Below are 18,673 nucleotides of genomic sequence, written 5' to 3' on the forward strand. Positions count from 1 at the left end.
AGTATTACCCAGCCTGACTCATCTCTTGATGATGTCGAGGTAACGTCACACGTTCATTCTTATCAAGTCTCACCATCCTATCATTTATTTCTCAGGGTAAGATAGATGGCGCAGACTCTAACATTTTGTCATCTAGCCCACTCTCTTTTCCGTCATGCGCTCTAAAAAACACCCCACCTAAGTGGGGTGTTAATTACTGATATATCAAAAGGTTATCTTATTTAATATCAGACTGAGGTCCAAAGCGCTGTGAACGAACTTCGGATGCTCTCTTCGGACGCACGCTACGAATAACATTGCGCCAGTTACTATTGGCGTTGATATTGCTCATCGCCGATGAGTTCACCACAAAGTTACCGGAGTTATTGAGGTCAACGTTGGAGACACAACTACGGCCAAGAATTGAACTACAGTAATTGTTAGCATATCCGATATTAGCACTCGTTGGTGCGAACAAAGGATTACTGGTTGCTGAGCGAGCAATTGGCTCGAAACGTGTGCCTTTCTCGAAATAGTTACCTTCCATCAGCAACGTTGTTTGCTGCATGTTATCAGCGCCACTGCCGTAGTTCTGGTCAAGATAGTTATTAATCATATGAACGACACCACCTTGAGCATTGGTGTTAGCTCCCACTTTAGGAGAACGACCTGATCCCATATGAATACGGTTACCTGCCAGCGTAATACTTTGTCGCTCTGCAAGGAATAGCATCATCCAGTAATGGCGACGATTACAGTAATGCCCATAATCGGTCGTACCATCTAGATAGTTACCAGAAATCGTCACTTGTTGCGCCGTACCCCACCCCGTCACAATAAACTGACGAGCAATACGGGCGAAGTAATTGTGATCTACCCAAATACGTGAGGCGTTATCGATTGTTATACCATCACCGCCCCATACTATTCCGTCATTAATGTCAGTGATCGAAAGGTTACGGATAATAATGTTGGATACACCATTGACCATACGGAAACCTTTACCTTTAATACCAGAGTTTGCTCCCACACCAATAATGGTTTTGTTAGAGCCAACAAGTAAAGGCTGAACACCCGCACTATCGTAAGTGATATTGTACTTAGAATGGCCAACACAGTAATCCATACGGTCTAGGATTTTTTCCTGCTTACCATTCAAAGAACAATAATTTTCGGAGTTGGTACAGCCAAGCCCTGTGGTAAAGCCTTCAGTACGACGAAAATCAATGCTTCCAGAAACACGAATAATGCGTGGGGTGTTGCCAGTAATTGCAGTACGTAATTGCTCTGGTGTGCTCACCGTTACCACTTCTCCACCAGCACCTCCAGTTACATTGGCACCAAATCCGATAGGATTATCACCACCGGCATTTCCTCCACCTGAACCACTGCTAGGAAAACTCCAGCGTTGGTGAGATTGGTTCATCCAATCCCATTGTACAATACGGCCGCCATTTTGAGTGCTGGCATCAGCAACTTCTACTGCAAGTCCGCTCATCTTAGAAATGATAGCGAAAATACCGTTCCCTTGATCGGAAATATTCCAGCGTTGTGTTTCTAACCCGTTACAGTCCCATTGTTGTAGGTTCTCACCCGCCACAGTTGACCATCCGGTTACATCAAGGCACTTGCCGCTGGCGACATTTTTAATTTCATAATAATTATCGGATTGCTTTGTCATTTTCCAGTTTTGAAAACCAGAATCCGAGCAGTTCTGACTTTGCAACAACGCACCAGCTGCATTACTCGAACCTTTTACGCCAATACATTTTCCGGCATGTTCTCCTAAAATTGTCGACACCGTGCCACTGGGAACACTCGCGGCAGTCGCAGGCATCACAAAGCCCAGACTCATGAGCATTGTGCTGGCTATCCCTAAGCCAGCTATCCTTACTTTTTTTAACATAGACAATCCTTTATTAGAGAAGATGGAATAAATTTCAACATTGAATTTATTCCCATCATTTTTATAGACGATATTTTGTCCCTATACCTATAGCAATAAAATAAAATCAGTCACGAATAAATTCGAATATTTGCGGTCAATTTCCCATATTTACCGGGCTATTTTTGCAAATATCATCATTATTAAAAATTAATCTTAACGCGATAAAAAAATATGGCATTGCTATTCGGTAACATAGATTTATCGCTATCTCAAAAGATAGAAGCTCATGCCCCTCACCATGATTAAGTAAGTTCAGATGGGTTACAGATAGGTTACAGATAGATGACAAATTAATGATCAAAAACCATTTTATGATAATGAACATATTGCGGAATTTTATGCTAGTCAATCTCTAAACCATAGGATTTACATTTATCCTTTCTATTTCTAATAAAAAATTATTGTAGAGAAGAATCACTAAATTGGGTGTGCATTTCAGCCAGGCTTGATTTTATAAAATCAGAGAATTAATTTAACAACCCATTAATAATCAGTATGCTGATTTATATAAAATGAGAACATACTCTGTTTTCTTCACCCTCTAATATTCACCTCAAAAAACGACTTTCTAAATAAACTAAGTAAAATTTAAGTACAATCATGATGGTACTTAAAATAAACAGAGTGATGGCACGTTTGTGTATTTTTATAAATAGGCGAAGGATAATTATGTCTAAGTGGATGCCGGGAGTCACTTTGAGAACAACCATGACAAAAGCGGTCTTGGTAACTTTGTTATGGTTAATCATACAACACGCTGCACATGGGACAGCCCCTACAATTACAATGAATACGCCTGATAAGGTCACATTCCTCTAGACACCTCCCATATCACTGATATACAAAGTTTTTATGATTATCAATTCATAATAACTGACCTTTCATTTCGCGTAAGTGAACATTTATTACATATTGACACAATCAAGTGTGAACTACCGCTATAGTTCGTCTTTTTGTCATTGAATATTTCTTTACCCCCCTTATTCTCTCGACACAAAAACAAGAAAATCCAAATTTGTAAAAACTCCTTCATCCCCCTGAACAGCGAACGCGCTCACCAACCGCGCCATGACGAAGACAAGCTAAAAGCCAGTGGTTGTAACTTACCCCCTCACTTATGGCTAAAAAGAGTGAGGCCCCCCCCCAACACTCACGGCTCAGGAGCGGTAATTGGAGGTGGTGACCACGGCTAGCTGCTTCGCGATATTTTTAGCCTGTCATTCGCTGGCTAACGTACCTACCGATGAAGACAACAAATTTTGGAGATCAATTTATGCCAATAAACGTGATATAGGAAATAACAATGAAAACCCAAAAAACGATACTCGCAACCCTTTTACCTCTTGTGCTACTGCAAGGCTGTAAGCAAAGCAGTACTGACAATATTGAAGCTCCTAAAACCTATAAAGAACAGGCAGAAGCGCTGGTAGCTAAAATGACACCATATGAACAGGTGAGTATTCTGGTGGGGCCGGGCTTTGCTCCAGGCCCTGAAGGTTTTAGCGTCAATTACAGCGCACTGAACAACCTCAAGAGTGATGTTCCAGGCACCGTTGGCTATATCAATGGGGTTCATAACACAGAGTCTGGACTCGATATTGGTGCTGTTAAACTGGCCGATGGAGCGGCAGGGGTAAGAATTGAACCTACCCGAGCTGGGGATAATAACACCTATTACGGTACTGCATTTCCTGTTAGTACACTGCTTGCTTCTACTTGGAACCCTGAGCTTGTGGAATTGGTCGGTAAGACAATTGCTAATGAGGTGAAAGAGTATGGATTAGACTTTTGGCTCGCCCCTGGTCTGAATATTCAGCGCAACCCGCTTAACGGAAGAAACTTTGAGTATTTTTCCGAAGATCCGTTTCTGTCAGGAGTGATGGCGTCAGCGGAAGTTAAAGGAGCACAGTCAGAAGGTGTCGGTACTACAATTAAGCACTTTGTTGCTAACAACGCAGAGACATCACGCAATATCGTCGATAATATCATTTCTCCACGAGCATTACGTGAGATCTACATGCGCGGCTTTGAGTATGCGGTTAAAAATGCGAGTCCTTGGGCTGTCATGACAGCAATGAATCAAGTGAATGGTCATTTCTCGGGGCAATGGAAAGATCTGAATACTATCGTATTAAGAGATGAGTGGGGATTTAAAGGCATGGTCATGAGTGATTGGTGGTCAGGTGATGGTAACTACCCAGAAATGATAAAATCAGGAAATGATCTTATTGAATCCGGCGGTAAAGCGTGGGCGTATCGACCTAACGAAGTGGGCGCTTTGGATCAACTTAACGCCGCCTATGAATCTGGAGATTTAGATTCAAGCACGATTAAAAACAGTGCTGTGAGAGTATTAACTCAGTCTCTAAAAACACCAACTAACCAAGGTTATGAGTTCAGCAATAGCCCCGATTTGCATGCTCATGCTTCTATCTCTAGGGCTGCGGCCAGCGAAGGGATCATTCTGTTAAAAAATACAGCGAATACACTGCCCATTGACTCCTCATTGTCAGTGGCTTCATTCGGTATCAACCAGATCAATACTTTTAAAGGGGGATATGGTAGTGGTGATGTAAATGCAGCCTATACCATTAACATTGCCGATGGCTTGTCCAAACAGTTTATTCTTGATACCGATTTGAAGAAGCGTTACGAGATGTTTTTTTTCGAAAATAAGTCAGAAACTGATTTTCAGGGATTATCGACCATTGTTGAGTGCGCAGAACCCCCTCTAACTTCCAATGAGATTGAGAGCTATATAAACAGCAACGATATCGCTGTTATCAGTATTGGCAGAACCTCAATACAAGGAACAGATAGAACGAATACACCTGGTGATTATCAATTATCTACCGACGAACGTGAACTGATCAATAACGTGTCAGCGGCGGCTCACAAGAATGACAAAAAAGTTGTTGTAGTGCTGAATGTGGCCGGAATCATTAACATGGATTCTTGGCAGGATAAAGTTGACGCGGTTGTATTAGCTTATATGCCAGGTCAAGAAGCTGGAAACGTTATTGCTGATGTACTCTCAGGTAAAGTAAATCCAAGCGGCAAACTTACACAGACTATACCGGTTTCATATACAGACTTGCCTTCTGCAGCTAACTTCCCAGGAACCGATACCGATTCAGATGGCAAAGTCGATACTCATTACTATAATGAAGGCATTTATGTCGGGTACCGCTACTTTGATACGTTCAATAAACCGGTTAGTTATCCGTTTGGCTATGGCTTATCGTACACCGACTTTGAGTATAGCTCTGCACTGATGGTGCAAAATACACTGAATACAAAACAATCACTAGGCAAGGTTACATTCTCTGTTGATGTCACTAATATTGGTAAGGTGGCCGGTAAAAATGTTGCTCAGGTCTATATTGCTGCTCCTGCCGGTAGACTCAAGAAACCAGCGATAGAACTGAAAGCGTTTGCTAAAACAAAACAGTTAGAACCGGCTACACGTCAGAAATTGACGTTCAATATTCCAGCAAAATGGTTAGCCAGCTTTGACGCTACTAGAAATCAATGGATTATTGAGCCAGGGGTGTATAAGGCCTATATCAGTCAATCATCAGATGTCGACGGGGTTGATCCAGTCACCTTTACGGTCAATAATGAATTGGTCGTGAGTAAAACCACGGCAGGTGCACTTGCCCTCCCCGGTAGTATGATTGCGTCAGATTTCGAAACCGATTTTCATTAACCGATCAGCGTGTACGGTGTACATAGAGTGCTAATACCGCGCGATAAGAGCGCGGTAATGAGGCAATCAAAGCGAGTCGCGCAATATTACTCCGCTTGTTGATACTCGACTATCTAGCATATAAAGTCTATCGACATAACACGCTCGTGTTATGTCGATGGCGTATTGGCTATGACTTGCGCCAATACGCCTCTTCTCAATAACTTTAATTAGGAATAGTGGTTATCGGTGATTGCTTTTTCAGCATGAGAGCGCCTACGATGGCTAAAACCAACGTAAACACCATCTCTAATAAATAAAATTGGCTGTAATCCAACCTAGCTATGAGAAATGAGGTAATAAACGGTTAGACAAACTGCCCAATAAAAATACTGCTGGTTAATACGCCCGAAGCAAATCCCCGTTTCGCGCTGGGCACCCACTTCATACCTTTGACCATAAAATTAGGCATGATCAGCCCCATACCAACGCCCATCAGGCTACAACCCAGTATCATAATGAATATCACTGCAAAGAACTCCAATATTTCCGCAAGGTTTTAAGAAAGTAAACATACATAAAAAATGCCAGTCAGTAATACTGACTGGCATTTTTTATTAGCTTAAGGCTTTAATCGCTATTGATAGCCAGCCCTATTCCCACTCGAATATCAACGTGCAAAAAATACATCGAAGTAACTGCTAGTTAGAAATTCTAACTTTTTCGATACCATCATCCACACCATGCATATAATTTTTGATTTTTTGCTGATAGTCGACGTATTTCATAACATTCCAAACTTATACCATAGTAGCTTGTTCCGTGGCTCCTTTACGACTACCAACCACCAAAGCAAGACTTAGCAACGTAATTAATGAAGCAGATAAATAAAGCGTACTAATATTCCAATGCTCTAAAATTCCAGCGCCTAATACCGCCCCCATACCAACAGCACCATTGAAAATAGCAGCATAAATAGCGGAAGCTGGTAATGCATCGTCTTTGGCTAATCGGATGATCCATGTTTGAAGACCAACGAATAGTATCGCAACCCCAAGCCCCCATCCCGATACGAGCAACAATGTAACGACTTTACTGTTAAACGTCGCGAGGCTAATTAATGTCAAACACAACGAAATAAGTAGAAGCCCTGCGCCAAGGACTCTCTTTAAGTGTTTGTCTATATACATTGCGCACATGAAATTCCCGACTACACCAGCAACACCAAATGTCAGTAGACATATAGCGATCCAACTGTTTGGCAAGGCAAGCACTGAAGAAAGTAGCACCTCTACATACGTAAAAGCAGCATTGCCACGTATCTATTCTGCCTAAAAGACGCAAATATCGAGTAAAACAGCGTATTTCCCTTACAAACTCTAGAACTACTCGCAAATTCAAGCATCAGATCGCAATGAACAGTGCGAGAACAGCGAAAATATGGTTCATTTATAATGTGGATGTCTTGTTTATTCTAGACGCCTTCCGGTAGTGGCGCTGATTCCATCCCTGTTCATATCACCCATTCCCTTCATCAAATTCGCACCGGGGTATACGCTGCAATACGCCCTGCTTTTAAAATGCTACCTTTCAAAGCACCGCCAGAGGATTCGTCTCAGGTTAATAAATGAGAGAGCACGCTCGTCATTGAAATGAGAATATCGGAAACAATATTATGATCTGTACCAAAATAGAGCACTCAGGTGTGATATCGCAGTTATGGTCCATATTGTTGACACCTGCTATAAAAAGGGAATAGTAGTTCGTTTTCTTGAAAATAGGCTCAGCATGAAATTTCAATGGACAAAATGATCATTTTAATGATGCAGCAGTGGCCGAAGCTGAGTGCACTAACGCACAATAAGGGGCGAACGGCAGCTATGTCCTCTGATGACAGATTTGGCCGGGAGCCTTACATGTCGAAAGCCGCCGCTTGGATGTAAACTCGGCAAAGATATTCCTATAAAGAAGTGAAGGATAAAACTGCTTTATTCCAGGCCACTTACTATAGACTGAATAAAAACTAACTTCTGCTCCCCAGATCGCTGTCCCCGAGTAACCCATTAATCATTCTTGTTAGCTCTTCACAACAGATAATTTTTCCAGATGAGAGAGTAAAGCGAGCAAAAACTTCAAATTGGCTTTTCTCTCCCTGATTTTTTTCTACATTCACATAGTGATGAGTGAACACCGTATCATTTTCAGCCACAACACTTTTAATAGAAATACTCATCCGTTTTGTATGCAATTTGAGGGTCTCCATATGTCTGATAAACCCACGGTAGTCCAGTTGCTTACCATCCACGCGCTGTTGATAGTCAGGAGCAAAGAACGCTTCAATTTTACTCTCATCATGCAACGGATCCATGATAAGCACCTGTAGTGCCGCAATAACTGTCTGCTTAATATTTTGCATGTTAATTCACCTTTATGATTAATGACAGGAAGTTTACTTCAGTACTTGACTGGTATAATATCGGCATCAAGACAATATATACGGCTAATCGGCCATGCAGATAAAAACAACTCGAATTGAACATGATGTGGCGCATTCAACACAATGGCACAAGCATGAATCAGGGCAGTTATTTTGGTTCGATAAAGGACAGATGATAATTGAAACGGAAGTGAGTCAATGGATTATCACTCCCGGAACGGTAGGGTGGTTTCCAGCGAATCAGTACCACAGAGCTCGGAGTACAGGGACCGTAAGTGGAAAATGTATTTACCTTGAACAATCATCAGGTATCCATTTACCCCGTCTTTCAGGGGTTTATGGCAGGGATATTTTTATCCTGGCGCTACTTGAGCGCCTTTTCCTGAGCAGATCTGTTGATTACATAAATTCACTTCTGAAAGTATTAACCTACGAGCTGCACCAACTTTGTGAATTACCACTTAAACTCAAACTTCCAGAAGATCGTCGGGCAAGAAACGTGGCGAACGAATTATTAAAAAACCCCAGATGCGCACTGGATCAGACACAGCTGGCTCATCAATGGGGAATAAGTGTCAGAAATCTTAGCCGTTTGTTTCATCAGGAAACAGGGCTAACCTTTAGTCGATGGCGTCAGCAGGCAAAAATCCTTTCTTCACTTCAATGGATTTTTGCCGGATTACCCGTAAACGAAGTGGCCTATCTGAGCGGCTATAGCAATGTCAGCTCTTACATTGAGATATTCCGGGAACGCTTTGGTAAAACACCGGGACAGTTTAAAGAACTCGACAGCACTTACCATTAATAGGTACTGATGTTTAAATTAACACCGAAACACAGTTATAACAGTACACCTATAATATGCAATGGATTCAGAACGATGCTGCATCACAGGTTAGTATCCGGTGTTGTGCCGCCACTCTCCTAAAAAATAGACGGCTAGCATCACAATGAATATCACTGCAAAGAACCCCAATATTTCCGCAAGGTTTTAAGAAAGTAAACATACATAAAAAATGCCAGTCAGTATTACTGACTGGCATTTCATTCATTTGTAATCATCCCCTAACATAGTGGCATACTATTGTGGAATTCTTCTGCATACACTGAGTGAATCAGGGAGAACTCGCTATGAAAAAATCACGCTATACCAAAATTCAGATTTTTTAGATATTAACAGCAATTTTATTTAATTTGGCAATGGCCTCACTCGGTAAAATCAACTCCGCTGCGGCTAAATTCTGTTGTAAATGGTTAGTTGAAGATGTTCCTGGTATTAATAGAATATTAGCTGAACGCTGAAGCAACCAAGCCAAAGCGACTTGCATTACTGTGGCGTTTAGCGATACCGCAACTTCTTCTAGAATGGATGATTGTAATGGTGTAAAGCCGCCAAGTGGAAAGAAAGGTATATAGGCAATGCCTTCTTTTGCTAGCAGATCAATAAGTGCATCGTCTCTTCTATGCACTAGATTGTATTGGTTCTGTACACAAACAATTGGCGCGATACTGCGTGCTTCTTCAATTTGATTTGCAGTAACATTACTGACACCTAAATGATGTATCAGACCTTCTTTTTGTAACTCGGCCAGTACGGATAATGGTTCTGCAATAGAGCCTTCGGCTGGGCCATGAGCATCAAACATAGCTCGCAGATTGACTACCTCGATTTGTTCTATGCCAAGGTTGGTTAGATTATCATGTACGGCTTGAATAAGTTCAGGCTTTGAAAAAGCGGGCAACCATTCGCCTTTCTCATTGCGACGAGCACCAACCTTAGTCACCAATGCCAGTTCTTTACTATAAGGGTGTAACGCCTCACGAATAATTTGGTTCGTAATATGTGGGCCGTAAAAATCAGAGGTATCGATATGGTTAACACCACTTTCTATTGCGGCTTGAAGGACAGCAATAGCTTCTTTTTTATCTTTAGGTGGACCGAAAACGCCGGAGCCAGCCAACTGCATAGCACCGTAACCCATTCGGTTGATTGTTTTATTACCGAGCTTAAATGTGCCAGCCTGTTGAATGTTAACCATGGTGATTTTCCTATGTGAAATGTTGAGTAGATAATCTATTCTAGGTCTGATTAATTTGTGCGACAATCCATTTAATTAGGACATATTGTGCGAGATTTAGAACAATGAAGTCACCTATGAATGATATCGCGGCATTTGTTGCTGTTGCCAAAGCCGGCGGTTTTCGTGAGGCGGCAAGAGTAGAAAATATGAGTGCTTCACGTTTAAGTGATGCCATACGACGCTTAGAAGAGGAATTGGGAGTGCGATTGTTTCATCGTAATACTCGCAGTGTTGTCCTTACGGAAGTAGGTATGGTTTTGTTAGAACGTATGAATCCTATTATGAGTGAATTTGATTCGGCGTTAGATATGGTCAATCTATATCGTGATAAACCCGCGGGTAAACTTCGTCTTAACGTACCTGTTAGTGCTGTAAAATTAATACTGCCAGCCATTGTCCCTGCATTTTTGGAAGCCTACCCTGATATTGAACTTGAAGTGACGGCGGAAAGTAATGTTATCAATATTATTGATGCAGGTTTTGATGCTGGTATTCGTTATGACGAGCGACTGGAACAGGATATGGTCGCTATTCCTATTGGCCCACGCCGACAAAGATATGCGTTAGCCGCTGCACCTAAATTGTTAGATAAATTAGGTCGACCAACTCACCCTCGCGACTTATTAAAGTATCCTTGTTTAACGGGGCGATTTCGTTCGGGGGTAGCCAATACTTGGGAATTTGAGAACGATAATAAAATTATAGAGGTCAACGTTTCAGGTCCTTTAGTGGTTAATATAGGTAGCGCTGTCGATCTTTCTGTTGATGCTGCGGTTGCTGGCACCGGTGTTGTTTATTTGTTTGAGGAATGGTTACAACCCTATTTTGATTCAGGGCAACTTGAACCTATTCTTGAAAATTGGTGGTTGTCTTTTAGCGGGCCGTATTTGTATTATTCTGGTCGAAGATTGGTGCCAACTCCCTTACGAACATTTATTGATTTTGTAAAAAGTAGGGATATAAATTAATAATACGTCTGCCTACTCACCTCAAACGTGAAGGTTAAAATGAACGAAACTGGTTTTCTAACCAATAAAAAGAAAGTAACACCCCCTAAACAAGATACGGTTCTAATATCTCTTCTAGCCACTGTTTAAAACACCGAACTCGTTTTGATAGATTACGCCGATGAGTAACGACTAAGGATGCAATAAGTGGCTCAGGGCGTAGATTTGGTAAGACCTCCACCAGCCTCCCATTTTCTATATGACCATTAAGAGCGGGTTGCCCTGCCTGAATAAGCCCAACCCCAGCCAATCCGCATTCATGATAAGCTTGCACATTGTTTACCTGTACTGCCCCCGGCAACATAAGCGATTTATAACCGTCCTTATCAGGATATTCCCAACCATCTTTTTCACCACCCAGAGTTGGGCTGTAATGAACCATTTTATGCCCATGAGTTATGAGGTCATTTAGTGTATGGGGGATGCCATGACGGCGCAAATAATCAGGACTGGCAACATTAATCATCCGCAGTCGGCCCAATGGTAGCGCCACTAACGTTTCATCCACAATAGGGCCAAAACGAATAGCACAGTCGAAGCCTTCACGCGCTAGATCGACTCGTCGGTCCGTACTGGAAAGCTCCAATTCAAGTTCTGGGTGCGTAGAAAGTAACTGAGGAAGAGCAGGGATCACGACACTTCGAGCCATTTCGGTTGACATATCGACTCTTAATTTCCCCACCAAAGAGGCTTCTTTGGCAACAAACATCATTTCCAACTCTTGCGCTTCAACTAGAAGATCGGCTGCACGCTTATAAAATGCTTGACCATCCTCTGTCAGTTGAACGCTACGCGTGGTGCGATGAAATAATGCAATCCCCAATTCTTTTTCTAAATCGCGAACGGATACGGAGGCCCGCCCTTTAGGAATACCCAGTGCTTCCGCGGCGCGAGTAAAACTGGCCATTTCTGCCACTCGACAAAAAATAGTTAAAACAGTGAGATTCTTCATTGTTACCAAAATCCATAACAGTTAGTTATTTTTATACTACTTTATCTACCTTAATTAAACCAATAATCTAGCTTCATCTGTCGTCTATCGATAATTTTCACTAAGACACACAGCCATGAAAAAACACAATATTCCTATTAAGCGCATCGTGATTCATCACCCTGCAATTTCGTAATTTTGGCATTTTTAGCGAGAGGAGTGAGTATGAAGTACAACCAACTCGGCCAAACCGGCCTTTATGTTTCCGAGCTTTGCCTTGGCACCATGACTTTAGGGGGCAATGATGATGCTGGTAAGTGGTCAAATATTGGCGGCGTAAAACAAAATGAAGCAACTGCCTTGATTGGACGTGCTGTCGATGCCGGTATTAATTTTATCGATACCGCGGATATTTATTCTCACGGTGAGTCAGAACGGGTGGTTGGACAAGCACTGAAAGAACTCGGCATATCCCGCGATGAAGTTATTCTTGCAACAAAAACCGGTGGGCTGATGGGGCCAAAGCCCAATCAGAACGGCGCGTCACGAGGCCATATTATGGACTCAGTTCAACGCAGTTTGGAACGGTTGCAACTGGATCATATCGATCTCTACCAAATTCATGCCAGTGATCCGATCACACCGATAGAAGAGACACTGCGGGCATTAGATGATCTAATCCATCAGGGTTTGGTGCGCTATGTCGGGGTTTCAAACTGGAATGCAGGTCGTATCGGTAAAGCTTTGGGCTTAAGCCAAGCACTACATATCAACCAAATTCAGACTCTGCAGGCTTATTACTCTATTGCCGGACGTGATCTTGAACGTGAGTTGATGCCTCTGGTGAGTGAAGAGAAATTGGGCTTACTCGTATGGTCGCCACTGGCGGGCGGTTTATTGTCTGGAAAATTCGGTCCCGGAGCCCCCTCAGAAGAAGGAGCGAGACGCAACAACTTCAATTTTCCACCGGTAGAGTTAGACAGAGCTTGGCGATGTGTTAAAGAGATGCGCTCCATTGCTCAGGCTAAAGAGGTGTCGGTGAGTCGTATTGCGTTAGCTTGGCTATTAAGCCGTCCGGCAGTCACTAGCGTGATTACCGGAGTGAAACGTATGGAGCAACTTGAAGATAATCTCGGAGCTTGTGACGTTGTATTAAGTACCGACGAGTTAGCGCGTCTTGATAACGTCAGTGCCCTACCACCTTACTACCCCGGCTGGATGATTGCCCAGCAAAATGAGTACCGTCAACCGCCATCATCAGAGCTCCAAGTTTAATCTAGAAAATATTAGCTTACGTCGCTTTTTATAATTATCAACACTGAAAACAGTTAGGAGTAATACCATGTCTAAAGGCTACCTTATCGCACACCTTACCGTCACTAATGCTGATTTATATGCGGAGTACGGCAAAGCGGCTGAAGCCGCAGTTAAACCATTCAACCCCAAAATTGTGGCTTGGACTGGGCAATATGAAAATCTCGAAGGAGAAGCTCACCAAGAGCATATGATTTTTGAATTTTCCTCTTTTACCGAGGCTAAACGCTTTTATTACAGTGACAGCTATCAGGCCGCGAAAAAGTTACGTGCCCAGGCGGCTACTGGCACGTTTGTTCTTGTTGAAGGGGTCGAATAAGGCCGTCAGACCATTCGCGATATAACGTTCAATCCTTTGATTTGGATATAAACACAGCGAAAACTTCAGCATACTCTGGAGCCAAAAATACAAACTCGTAACCTATCGATAATAGTAGATAGAAAAGGCCAATCAATATTAATGACTGGCCTTTCATTTGTTCTCTAAACAGGTTAGTTATTTACAACCGGCCCTACTCCTCACACAAATATCAATGAGAAGGAAACACGAGCAGAACACCCATAGTATCCGTACATTAAACTCGTCGATTTAACCGGGCAAATACTTCATGATGATCAGTGCGGCCATATTGACGCATCACTGATGCCAATTCTGCAAAGGCTCAATATCTCATCCAATAATTGGCTCATCATTTAAAGCGAGTTTGAGCAGCATACCCATATATCGTTGGGCAAAGAAAGTAACCTGACCCGCTATTACCAAAATAGCGATTATCATCGCCGACCGACAATAACCCTAAATCAACAAGCGACTAGCTTAACTACTTCACGCATACCATAAAGTCCGCAGTGACTGTATTACCACGCCTTACTTCTGCCTGAGTGTCGCAAATATCGAGTCAGAGTAAGGGGTGCGACTCTTGTTGCTAAAACCCAAAACACATTTTTGCTCCAAAATTTTCTAGGTAAGAAAAAGTAACTGTTATGCATTCAGCAATTTTGTTCTATCTTCCCTATCACTTGCTCCCTATACTTTCATTATGTTTCCACTAAATAGATTGAGTCTGTAAACATGCAAGAACAATTTAGATATCAAAAAAGTGCACACACTAAAGAATTGTGTTCATTTTCGGCAAAGATCAAAGACTTTAGCTACGGTAAACATGCCCATGAAGAATTCAGTATCGGTGTGACATGCCGTGGCCGTCAGGATTTTTTTAGTAATGGATCTTTTCATAAAAGTCAGGCAGGAAACGTGATCTTTTTTAATCCAGAACAGGTTCATGATGGGCATGCTGGAGGCGGAAAAGATATGGAGTATGAAATGCTATACATACCTGAATCGACAATAATGAGTTTGATGCAAAGCATAGGCAATGTATCTAAAGATCAGTCTCGATTGAAAGTATCATCCTTCCATGATGCGATTTTGCAAAAACAGATTATGTCAATTGCACGCTCTATGAACTTGAAGCAGCCACTTTCTTCACTAGAAGAAGAGCACCTGTTACTCGGCATCGCTCATTCAATTGTTCGTCTTGGAGATGGCTCTTTTATCGATAAAGTAGCTTATGGGCGAACTGATAAACTATTGGAACAAGCAAAGGAGTTTATTCACTTTAACCTTAATCGAAAACTAGATATTGAAGAGATTTCAAGCGCTGCCAATATGTCTAAATATCATTTCATTCGTTTGTTTAACAAACAGTTTGGCATGACGCCACACCAGTATGTACTTAGCTATAAAATCAATCGTGTAAAACGAGAGGTAGAGCTAGGTAATAGCGCTGCGGATATTGCATTTAAGTATGGGTTTTCAGATTTAAGTCACCTTAATCGTAACTTTAAGAATACGTTTGGTATCACGCCAATCCAATATCAAAAACAACTCTCGCTTTAGCTTAAACTAAAGCACCAACCAAAAGATTAACTCTATGCTGGACATAATTCTTTATGCTCTAGGGGTCATGTACACCCCAGGGCCAGTCAATACTATTAGCTTAAACAGTGGCATACAGAAACAAAACTCAATATTGGGCTTTAGTATCGGTGTCTCGATTGCCATGTTCGCATTATTCAGTGCTGTTTCGCTGATTGGTGAAACATTAATGAATGATGTTTTCTTACAATGGACAGCAATACTGGGTGCTATCTACATTCTTTGGTTGGCCTACAAAATATTCGTTAGCCAAGTAGGTAAGGTTGAACTTAGACCAAGTCAACGCGTGAACCTGAGAGACGGTTTGATGCTTCAGCTACTTAATCCGAAAGGTATTACAGTTGCATTGCCTATTGCAACGGTTCAGTTTCCATCAGCAGGTATTACGGACGGATATATCTTTGTATGGTGCGCTATTTTGGCACTACTTGCGTTTGGCGCTCCTACTCTTTACTACATCGCTGGACGTCTTATTGGCGAAAAGATAAACGAGACTAGGTATTTAGTTGTAATGAATAAGCTCATGGCCGTGTTGTTACTGTTTGTTGGTTTAAAGATAGGTTTGCCGCCTGTCATTGATTTAGTGTACTGATTAGTAGGAGGAAATATGCAGTTTGATTCTAAATTTGTCATCGTGGTAGCAGATGATTTACCAGTATGGAAGAAGTTGAATGTTGTGAGTTTTCTATCTGGTGGAGTCACATCGACATCAATGATAGAAACTGGCAAGCAATATGTGGATGGGAATGATAATACATATTTGACACTTTGTATCCAGCCGACAATAGTACTTAAAGTCACAAGAAGTAAGTTATCAACTTTTGTCCAACGTGCTAACCGTGCAAAAATAGAAACCGCAATATTTATCGAAGATATGTTCGCAACAGGTCATGATGAAGCTAATCGAAGCACCGTTCGTTACTATGAAACGGAAAGCTTACCCTTAGTCGGGATTGCTATGTGTGCAGAGAAAAAATTAGTAGACAAAGTTGTTAAGGGTGCGAAGCTTCACGATTAGAGTTGAGTTAGGTTACACCTTTAATAGCACAAATCTAAAATAACGAGTCAGAGAAAAGCCTGGCTAAAAGTCGTCCAAAAAAGTCACAGCCTCACTATAATCAGTTTGATGTAAGTGAAAATGCAGACTATTGCATCATCACAGAACTGTGTGCTTTCTAATTACGCGCGTCGGCCAAACGGTCTTCATCGCTTTAATAAGCAGCAACGATAAAAATGCCAGTCAGTAATACTGACTGGCATTTCATTCATTGGCTAAAGGCTTTAATCGCTAGCCCTATTCCCACTCGAATATCAACGAGAAGGAAATTAATCTAAATAACAGCTAGTTAGAAAGGTGGCTTTTCTCGATACCATCATCTATACCATGCGCAGAATTTTTTTGATTTTTTGCGTCTCATCGACGTTTTAGTTCGGCTTCGGCCCAGACGGAGAAGTCCTTCATTTCACAACGAAGTTTACAACCTGTCTAGTGTCAACCGACGATCTATCGGTTCACTCTTTCCTTATGTAGATGTAACATCTCGCGCATACCTAACTTATTAGGTATAGACAAATACCTAAGATATTGAACACTAACGCGCTTGCAATTTGTGCGCTTCCATAATTTACCTTTACACAGCATCAGCTTTGTTTCTGATAAGTACTAGAAAAGTGTGATTGACCCTATAACTGTATTAAAAATCTAATTTTTTATGCTAGTAATGAGAGTAGTGGATCCTTTCGAGTATAATTAAATAGACATCTGATGTATTGCTAGTAGTGTTATATAAGTGACGATCTTCTGTTCAAACTGCTGAACATTTTGTGTATAATGCGTCCCTCAATTTTATGGAAAGTTAGCAGGATTATTTTATGATAAAAATCAATGACTTAGCTGACTACATCATCACGAAGCTCAGTGAAGGTGGAGAAAGCCTTAACAACCTTAAGCTTCAAAAACTGACTTACTACTGTGATGCTTGGCATTTGGCTTTCTACGATAAAAAACTGGTAGATACTGATTTTCAAGCGTGGATTCACGGGCCAGTATGCCGAGAACTCTACGACCGATTTTCTTCTTCTAAATCTCTTTATTCTGAGGTTTATTTAAGCGATTGTGCTGATGACTTTAATATGGACTCGGTAAGTGCATATTCCTCGCATATTGACACTATATTAGAGGCGTACGGTAAGTTCTCCGGAGCACAGCTCGAAGAAATGACACATAGAGAAAAACCTTGGCTAGAAGCAAGACAAGGTTATCGTTCAAGCCAACGTTGTGAAGAGTATCTCGACAATTCAATCATCAGAGATTACTACAAAAGCCGTTTGTCCTAACTAAATGAAGCCCGTATTAGAACATACTCCATCAAACAACAAACCAGTCTTGGTAGATGTTGGTGAAAAAAAGTGGACCTTTTCTTTTCAATATTGGAAACAAATCGAGTTTTTTGGACTAGATAAATCTAATCCATCTTGGTTTGTTTCTTTAATTGAGAAACTAAAAGACCTATCAGGCAAAGATGTTAAAAGCTTCGTATCAACGGGTGAACAACGCGATGCTTGGCGGTATCATAATATCGATTGGAATCAGACAAATATTCCTATTCAACGTGAGGATTTAGACTGGTTAGATAAAGATTACAGAGAAAATGAAGCAGAATACCCAATTGTTCAGTTCCAAGTTTCACAAGCACTTGGGCGCGTAGTAGGGTTCTGGGACGAGAACAGTGTATTCAATATACTGTTACTAGATCCACTACATAATATTCAGCCTTCAAAACGATACAACTATAAAGTTGATCATTGTAGCCCTTTATCATGCAACTACTCTGCCTTACTCTTTTCTATTGATACATTAAAAAGAGGTAATTATTGCTCTTCCTCTGATTGTGGTTATCACCAAGAAATTTCGAACTTATCTATAGATAATGCTTATACAAATGTTGTGATTCATTTTTTAGATGACACTGAAAAAGCAGAATCTGAAAAGTTAATCAGTGAAAAGAAGGCTCGTGATGAGAAAGAAATATTTGAAGCAGGACTTCTATTTCTATCTGATGATGAATAGTTCTACACTCTAAGTTCATTGAAATCCCTATCCTCATTTCTCAAGCTTCTTTACCCTTGATTTAATAAAAAGTACTCTTGGACTTCATACTCAGAGTTTTTTGATTTTTTGCTACTCGTCGACGTTTTAGTTCAGCCCTGCCCCAAGCAGAGGATTCTGCCATATCACGACGAAGCTCTTGTTTCTCTTCAGCCGTAAGCACTCGAGGGCCAGATGTAATTCTATCCACCTCGTGTCTCCAATTTGCTGCTATATGTTTTAGATAGTGCATCAAAACAT

Annotated in this window: 16 protein-coding genes; 10 read left to right on the plus strand and 6 right to left on the minus strand. The window is 41.4% G+C overall.

Annotated elements, in window-relative coordinates:
• Window positions 1-217: 217 nt before the first annotated feature.
• Window positions 218-1,885 carry an RICIN domain-containing protein gene (locus tag OCU30_RS09195; protein WP_077311960.1) on the minus strand — a complete coding sequence of 556 codons (1,668 nt, stop codon included), beginning with the start codon at window positions 1,883-1,885 and terminating at the stop codon, window positions 218-220.
• Window positions 1,886-3,230: 1,345 nt separating this feature from the next.
• Between OCU30_RS09195 and OCU30_RS09200 the strand changes: the two genes are divergently transcribed.
• Window positions 3,231-5,636, plus strand: a complete 2,406-nt coding sequence (locus OCU30_RS09200; protein WP_095532877.1) for a beta-glucosidase — start codon at window positions 3,231-3,233, stop codon at window positions 5,634-5,636.
• Between the two features lie 346 nt (window positions 5,637-5,982).
• On the opposite strand, the gene OCU30_RS09205 is transcribed toward OCU30_RS09200, so the two are convergent.
• The 3 genes from OCU30_RS09205 to OCU30_RS09215 form a co-directional block, all read right to left on the minus strand.
• Window positions 5,983-6,132 (minus strand): MFS transporter, encoded by a 150-nt coding sequence (locus OCU30_RS09205; protein ID WP_139343466.1) that lies wholly within the window; start codon window positions 6,130-6,132, stop codon window positions 5,983-5,985.
• Window positions 6,133-6,415: 283 nt separating this feature from the next.
• A complete protein-coding gene (locus tag OCU30_RS09210) occupies window positions 6,416-6,904 on the minus strand; it encodes an MFS transporter (RefSeq protein ID WP_159439087.1) in 489 nt (162 codons plus the stop codon).
• Between the two features lie 734 nt (window positions 6,905-7,638).
• Window positions 7,639-8,031 carry a nuclear transport factor 2 family protein gene (locus OCU30_RS09215; protein ID WP_077311955.1) on the minus strand — a complete coding sequence of 131 codons (393 nt, stop codon included), beginning with the start codon at window positions 8,029-8,031 and terminating at the stop codon, window positions 7,639-7,641.
• A gap of 94 nt (window positions 8,032-8,125) precedes the next feature.
• On the opposite strand from OCU30_RS09215, the gene OCU30_RS09220 reads away from it, so the two are divergent.
• Window positions 8,126-8,857: an AraC family transcriptional regulator gene (locus OCU30_RS09220; RefSeq protein ID WP_077311953.1), complete on the plus strand. Its 732-nt coding sequence runs from the start codon at window positions 8,126-8,128 to the stop codon at window positions 8,855-8,857.
• Between the two features lie 361 nt (window positions 8,858-9,218).
• Here OCU30_RS09220 and OCU30_RS09225 read toward each other — a convergent pair whose 3' ends face one another.
• A complete protein-coding gene (locus OCU30_RS09225) occupies window positions 9,219-10,091 on the minus strand; it encodes an aldo/keto reductase family oxidoreductase (RefSeq protein ID WP_077311950.1) in 873 nt (290 codons plus the stop codon).
• A gap of 116 nt (window positions 10,092-10,207) precedes the next feature.
• Here OCU30_RS09225 and OCU30_RS09230 point away from each other — a divergent pair, with 116 nt between their 5' ends.
• The gene (locus OCU30_RS09230) at window positions 10,208-11,101 is read left to right on the plus strand and encodes a LysR family transcriptional regulator (RefSeq protein ID WP_205408766.1); all 894 of its coding nucleotides are present in this window, start codon (window positions 10,208-10,210) and stop codon (window positions 11,099-11,101) included.
• An 85-nt stretch (window positions 11,102-11,186) separates the two neighbouring features.
• Here the strand turns inward: OCU30_RS09230 and OCU30_RS09235 are convergent, their stop codons facing one another.
• Window positions 11,187-12,092, minus strand: coding sequence for a LysR family transcriptional regulator (locus tag OCU30_RS09235; RefSeq protein ID WP_077311945.1), 906 nt, complete (start codon window positions 12,090-12,092; stop codon window positions 11,187-11,189).
• Window positions 12,093-12,296: 204 nt separating this feature from the next.
• On the opposite strand from OCU30_RS09235, the gene OCU30_RS09240 reads away from it, so the two are divergent.
• The 7 genes from OCU30_RS09240 (at window position 12,297) to OCU30_RS09270 (ending at window position 18,394) form a co-directional block, all read left to right on the plus strand.
• On the plus strand, window positions 12,297-13,346 hold the full coding sequence (locus OCU30_RS09240) for an aldo/keto reductase (RefSeq protein ID WP_077311942.1): 1,050 nt from the start codon (window positions 12,297-12,299) through the stop codon (window positions 13,344-13,346).
• A 67-nt stretch (window positions 13,347-13,413) separates the two neighbouring features.
• Window positions 13,414-13,704, plus strand: a complete 291-nt coding sequence (locus OCU30_RS09245; RefSeq protein ID WP_077311940.1) for a DUF1330 domain-containing protein — start codon at window positions 13,414-13,416, stop codon at window positions 13,702-13,704.
• A gap of 753 nt (window positions 13,705-14,457) precedes the next feature.
• Complete coding sequence (locus OCU30_RS09250; protein WP_077311938.1) at window positions 14,458-15,285, plus strand: AraC family transcriptional regulator; 828 nt, start codon at window positions 14,458-14,460, stop codon at window positions 15,283-15,285.
• A 34-nt stretch (window positions 15,286-15,319) separates the two neighbouring features.
• Complete coding sequence (locus OCU30_RS09255) at window positions 15,320-15,916, plus strand: LysE family translocator (RefSeq protein WP_077311936.1); 597 nt, start codon at window positions 15,320-15,322, stop codon at window positions 15,914-15,916.
• 15 nt (window positions 15,917-15,931) lie between these two features.
• Window positions 15,932-16,342: a DUF2000 family protein gene (locus OCU30_RS09260; RefSeq protein ID WP_077311934.1), complete on the plus strand. Its 411-nt coding sequence runs from the start codon at window positions 15,932-15,934 to the stop codon at window positions 16,340-16,342.
• 854 nt (window positions 16,343-17,196) lie between these two features.
• Entirely contained in the window at window positions 17,197-17,661 is a 465-nt protein-coding gene (locus OCU30_RS09265) for a Panacea domain-containing protein (RefSeq protein WP_077311932.1), read from the plus strand.
• Window positions 17,662-17,665: 4 nt separating this feature from the next.
• Window positions 17,666-18,394 (plus strand): hypothetical protein, encoded by a 729-nt coding sequence (locus OCU30_RS09270; RefSeq protein WP_077311930.1) that lies wholly within the window; start codon window positions 17,666-17,668, stop codon window positions 18,392-18,394.
• Window positions 18,395-18,673: the final 279 nt, after the last annotated feature.

This window comes from Vibrio palustris, from assembly GCF_024346995.1.
GTDB lineage: Bacteria > Pseudomonadota > Gammaproteobacteria > Enterobacterales > Vibrionaceae > Vibrio > Vibrio palustris.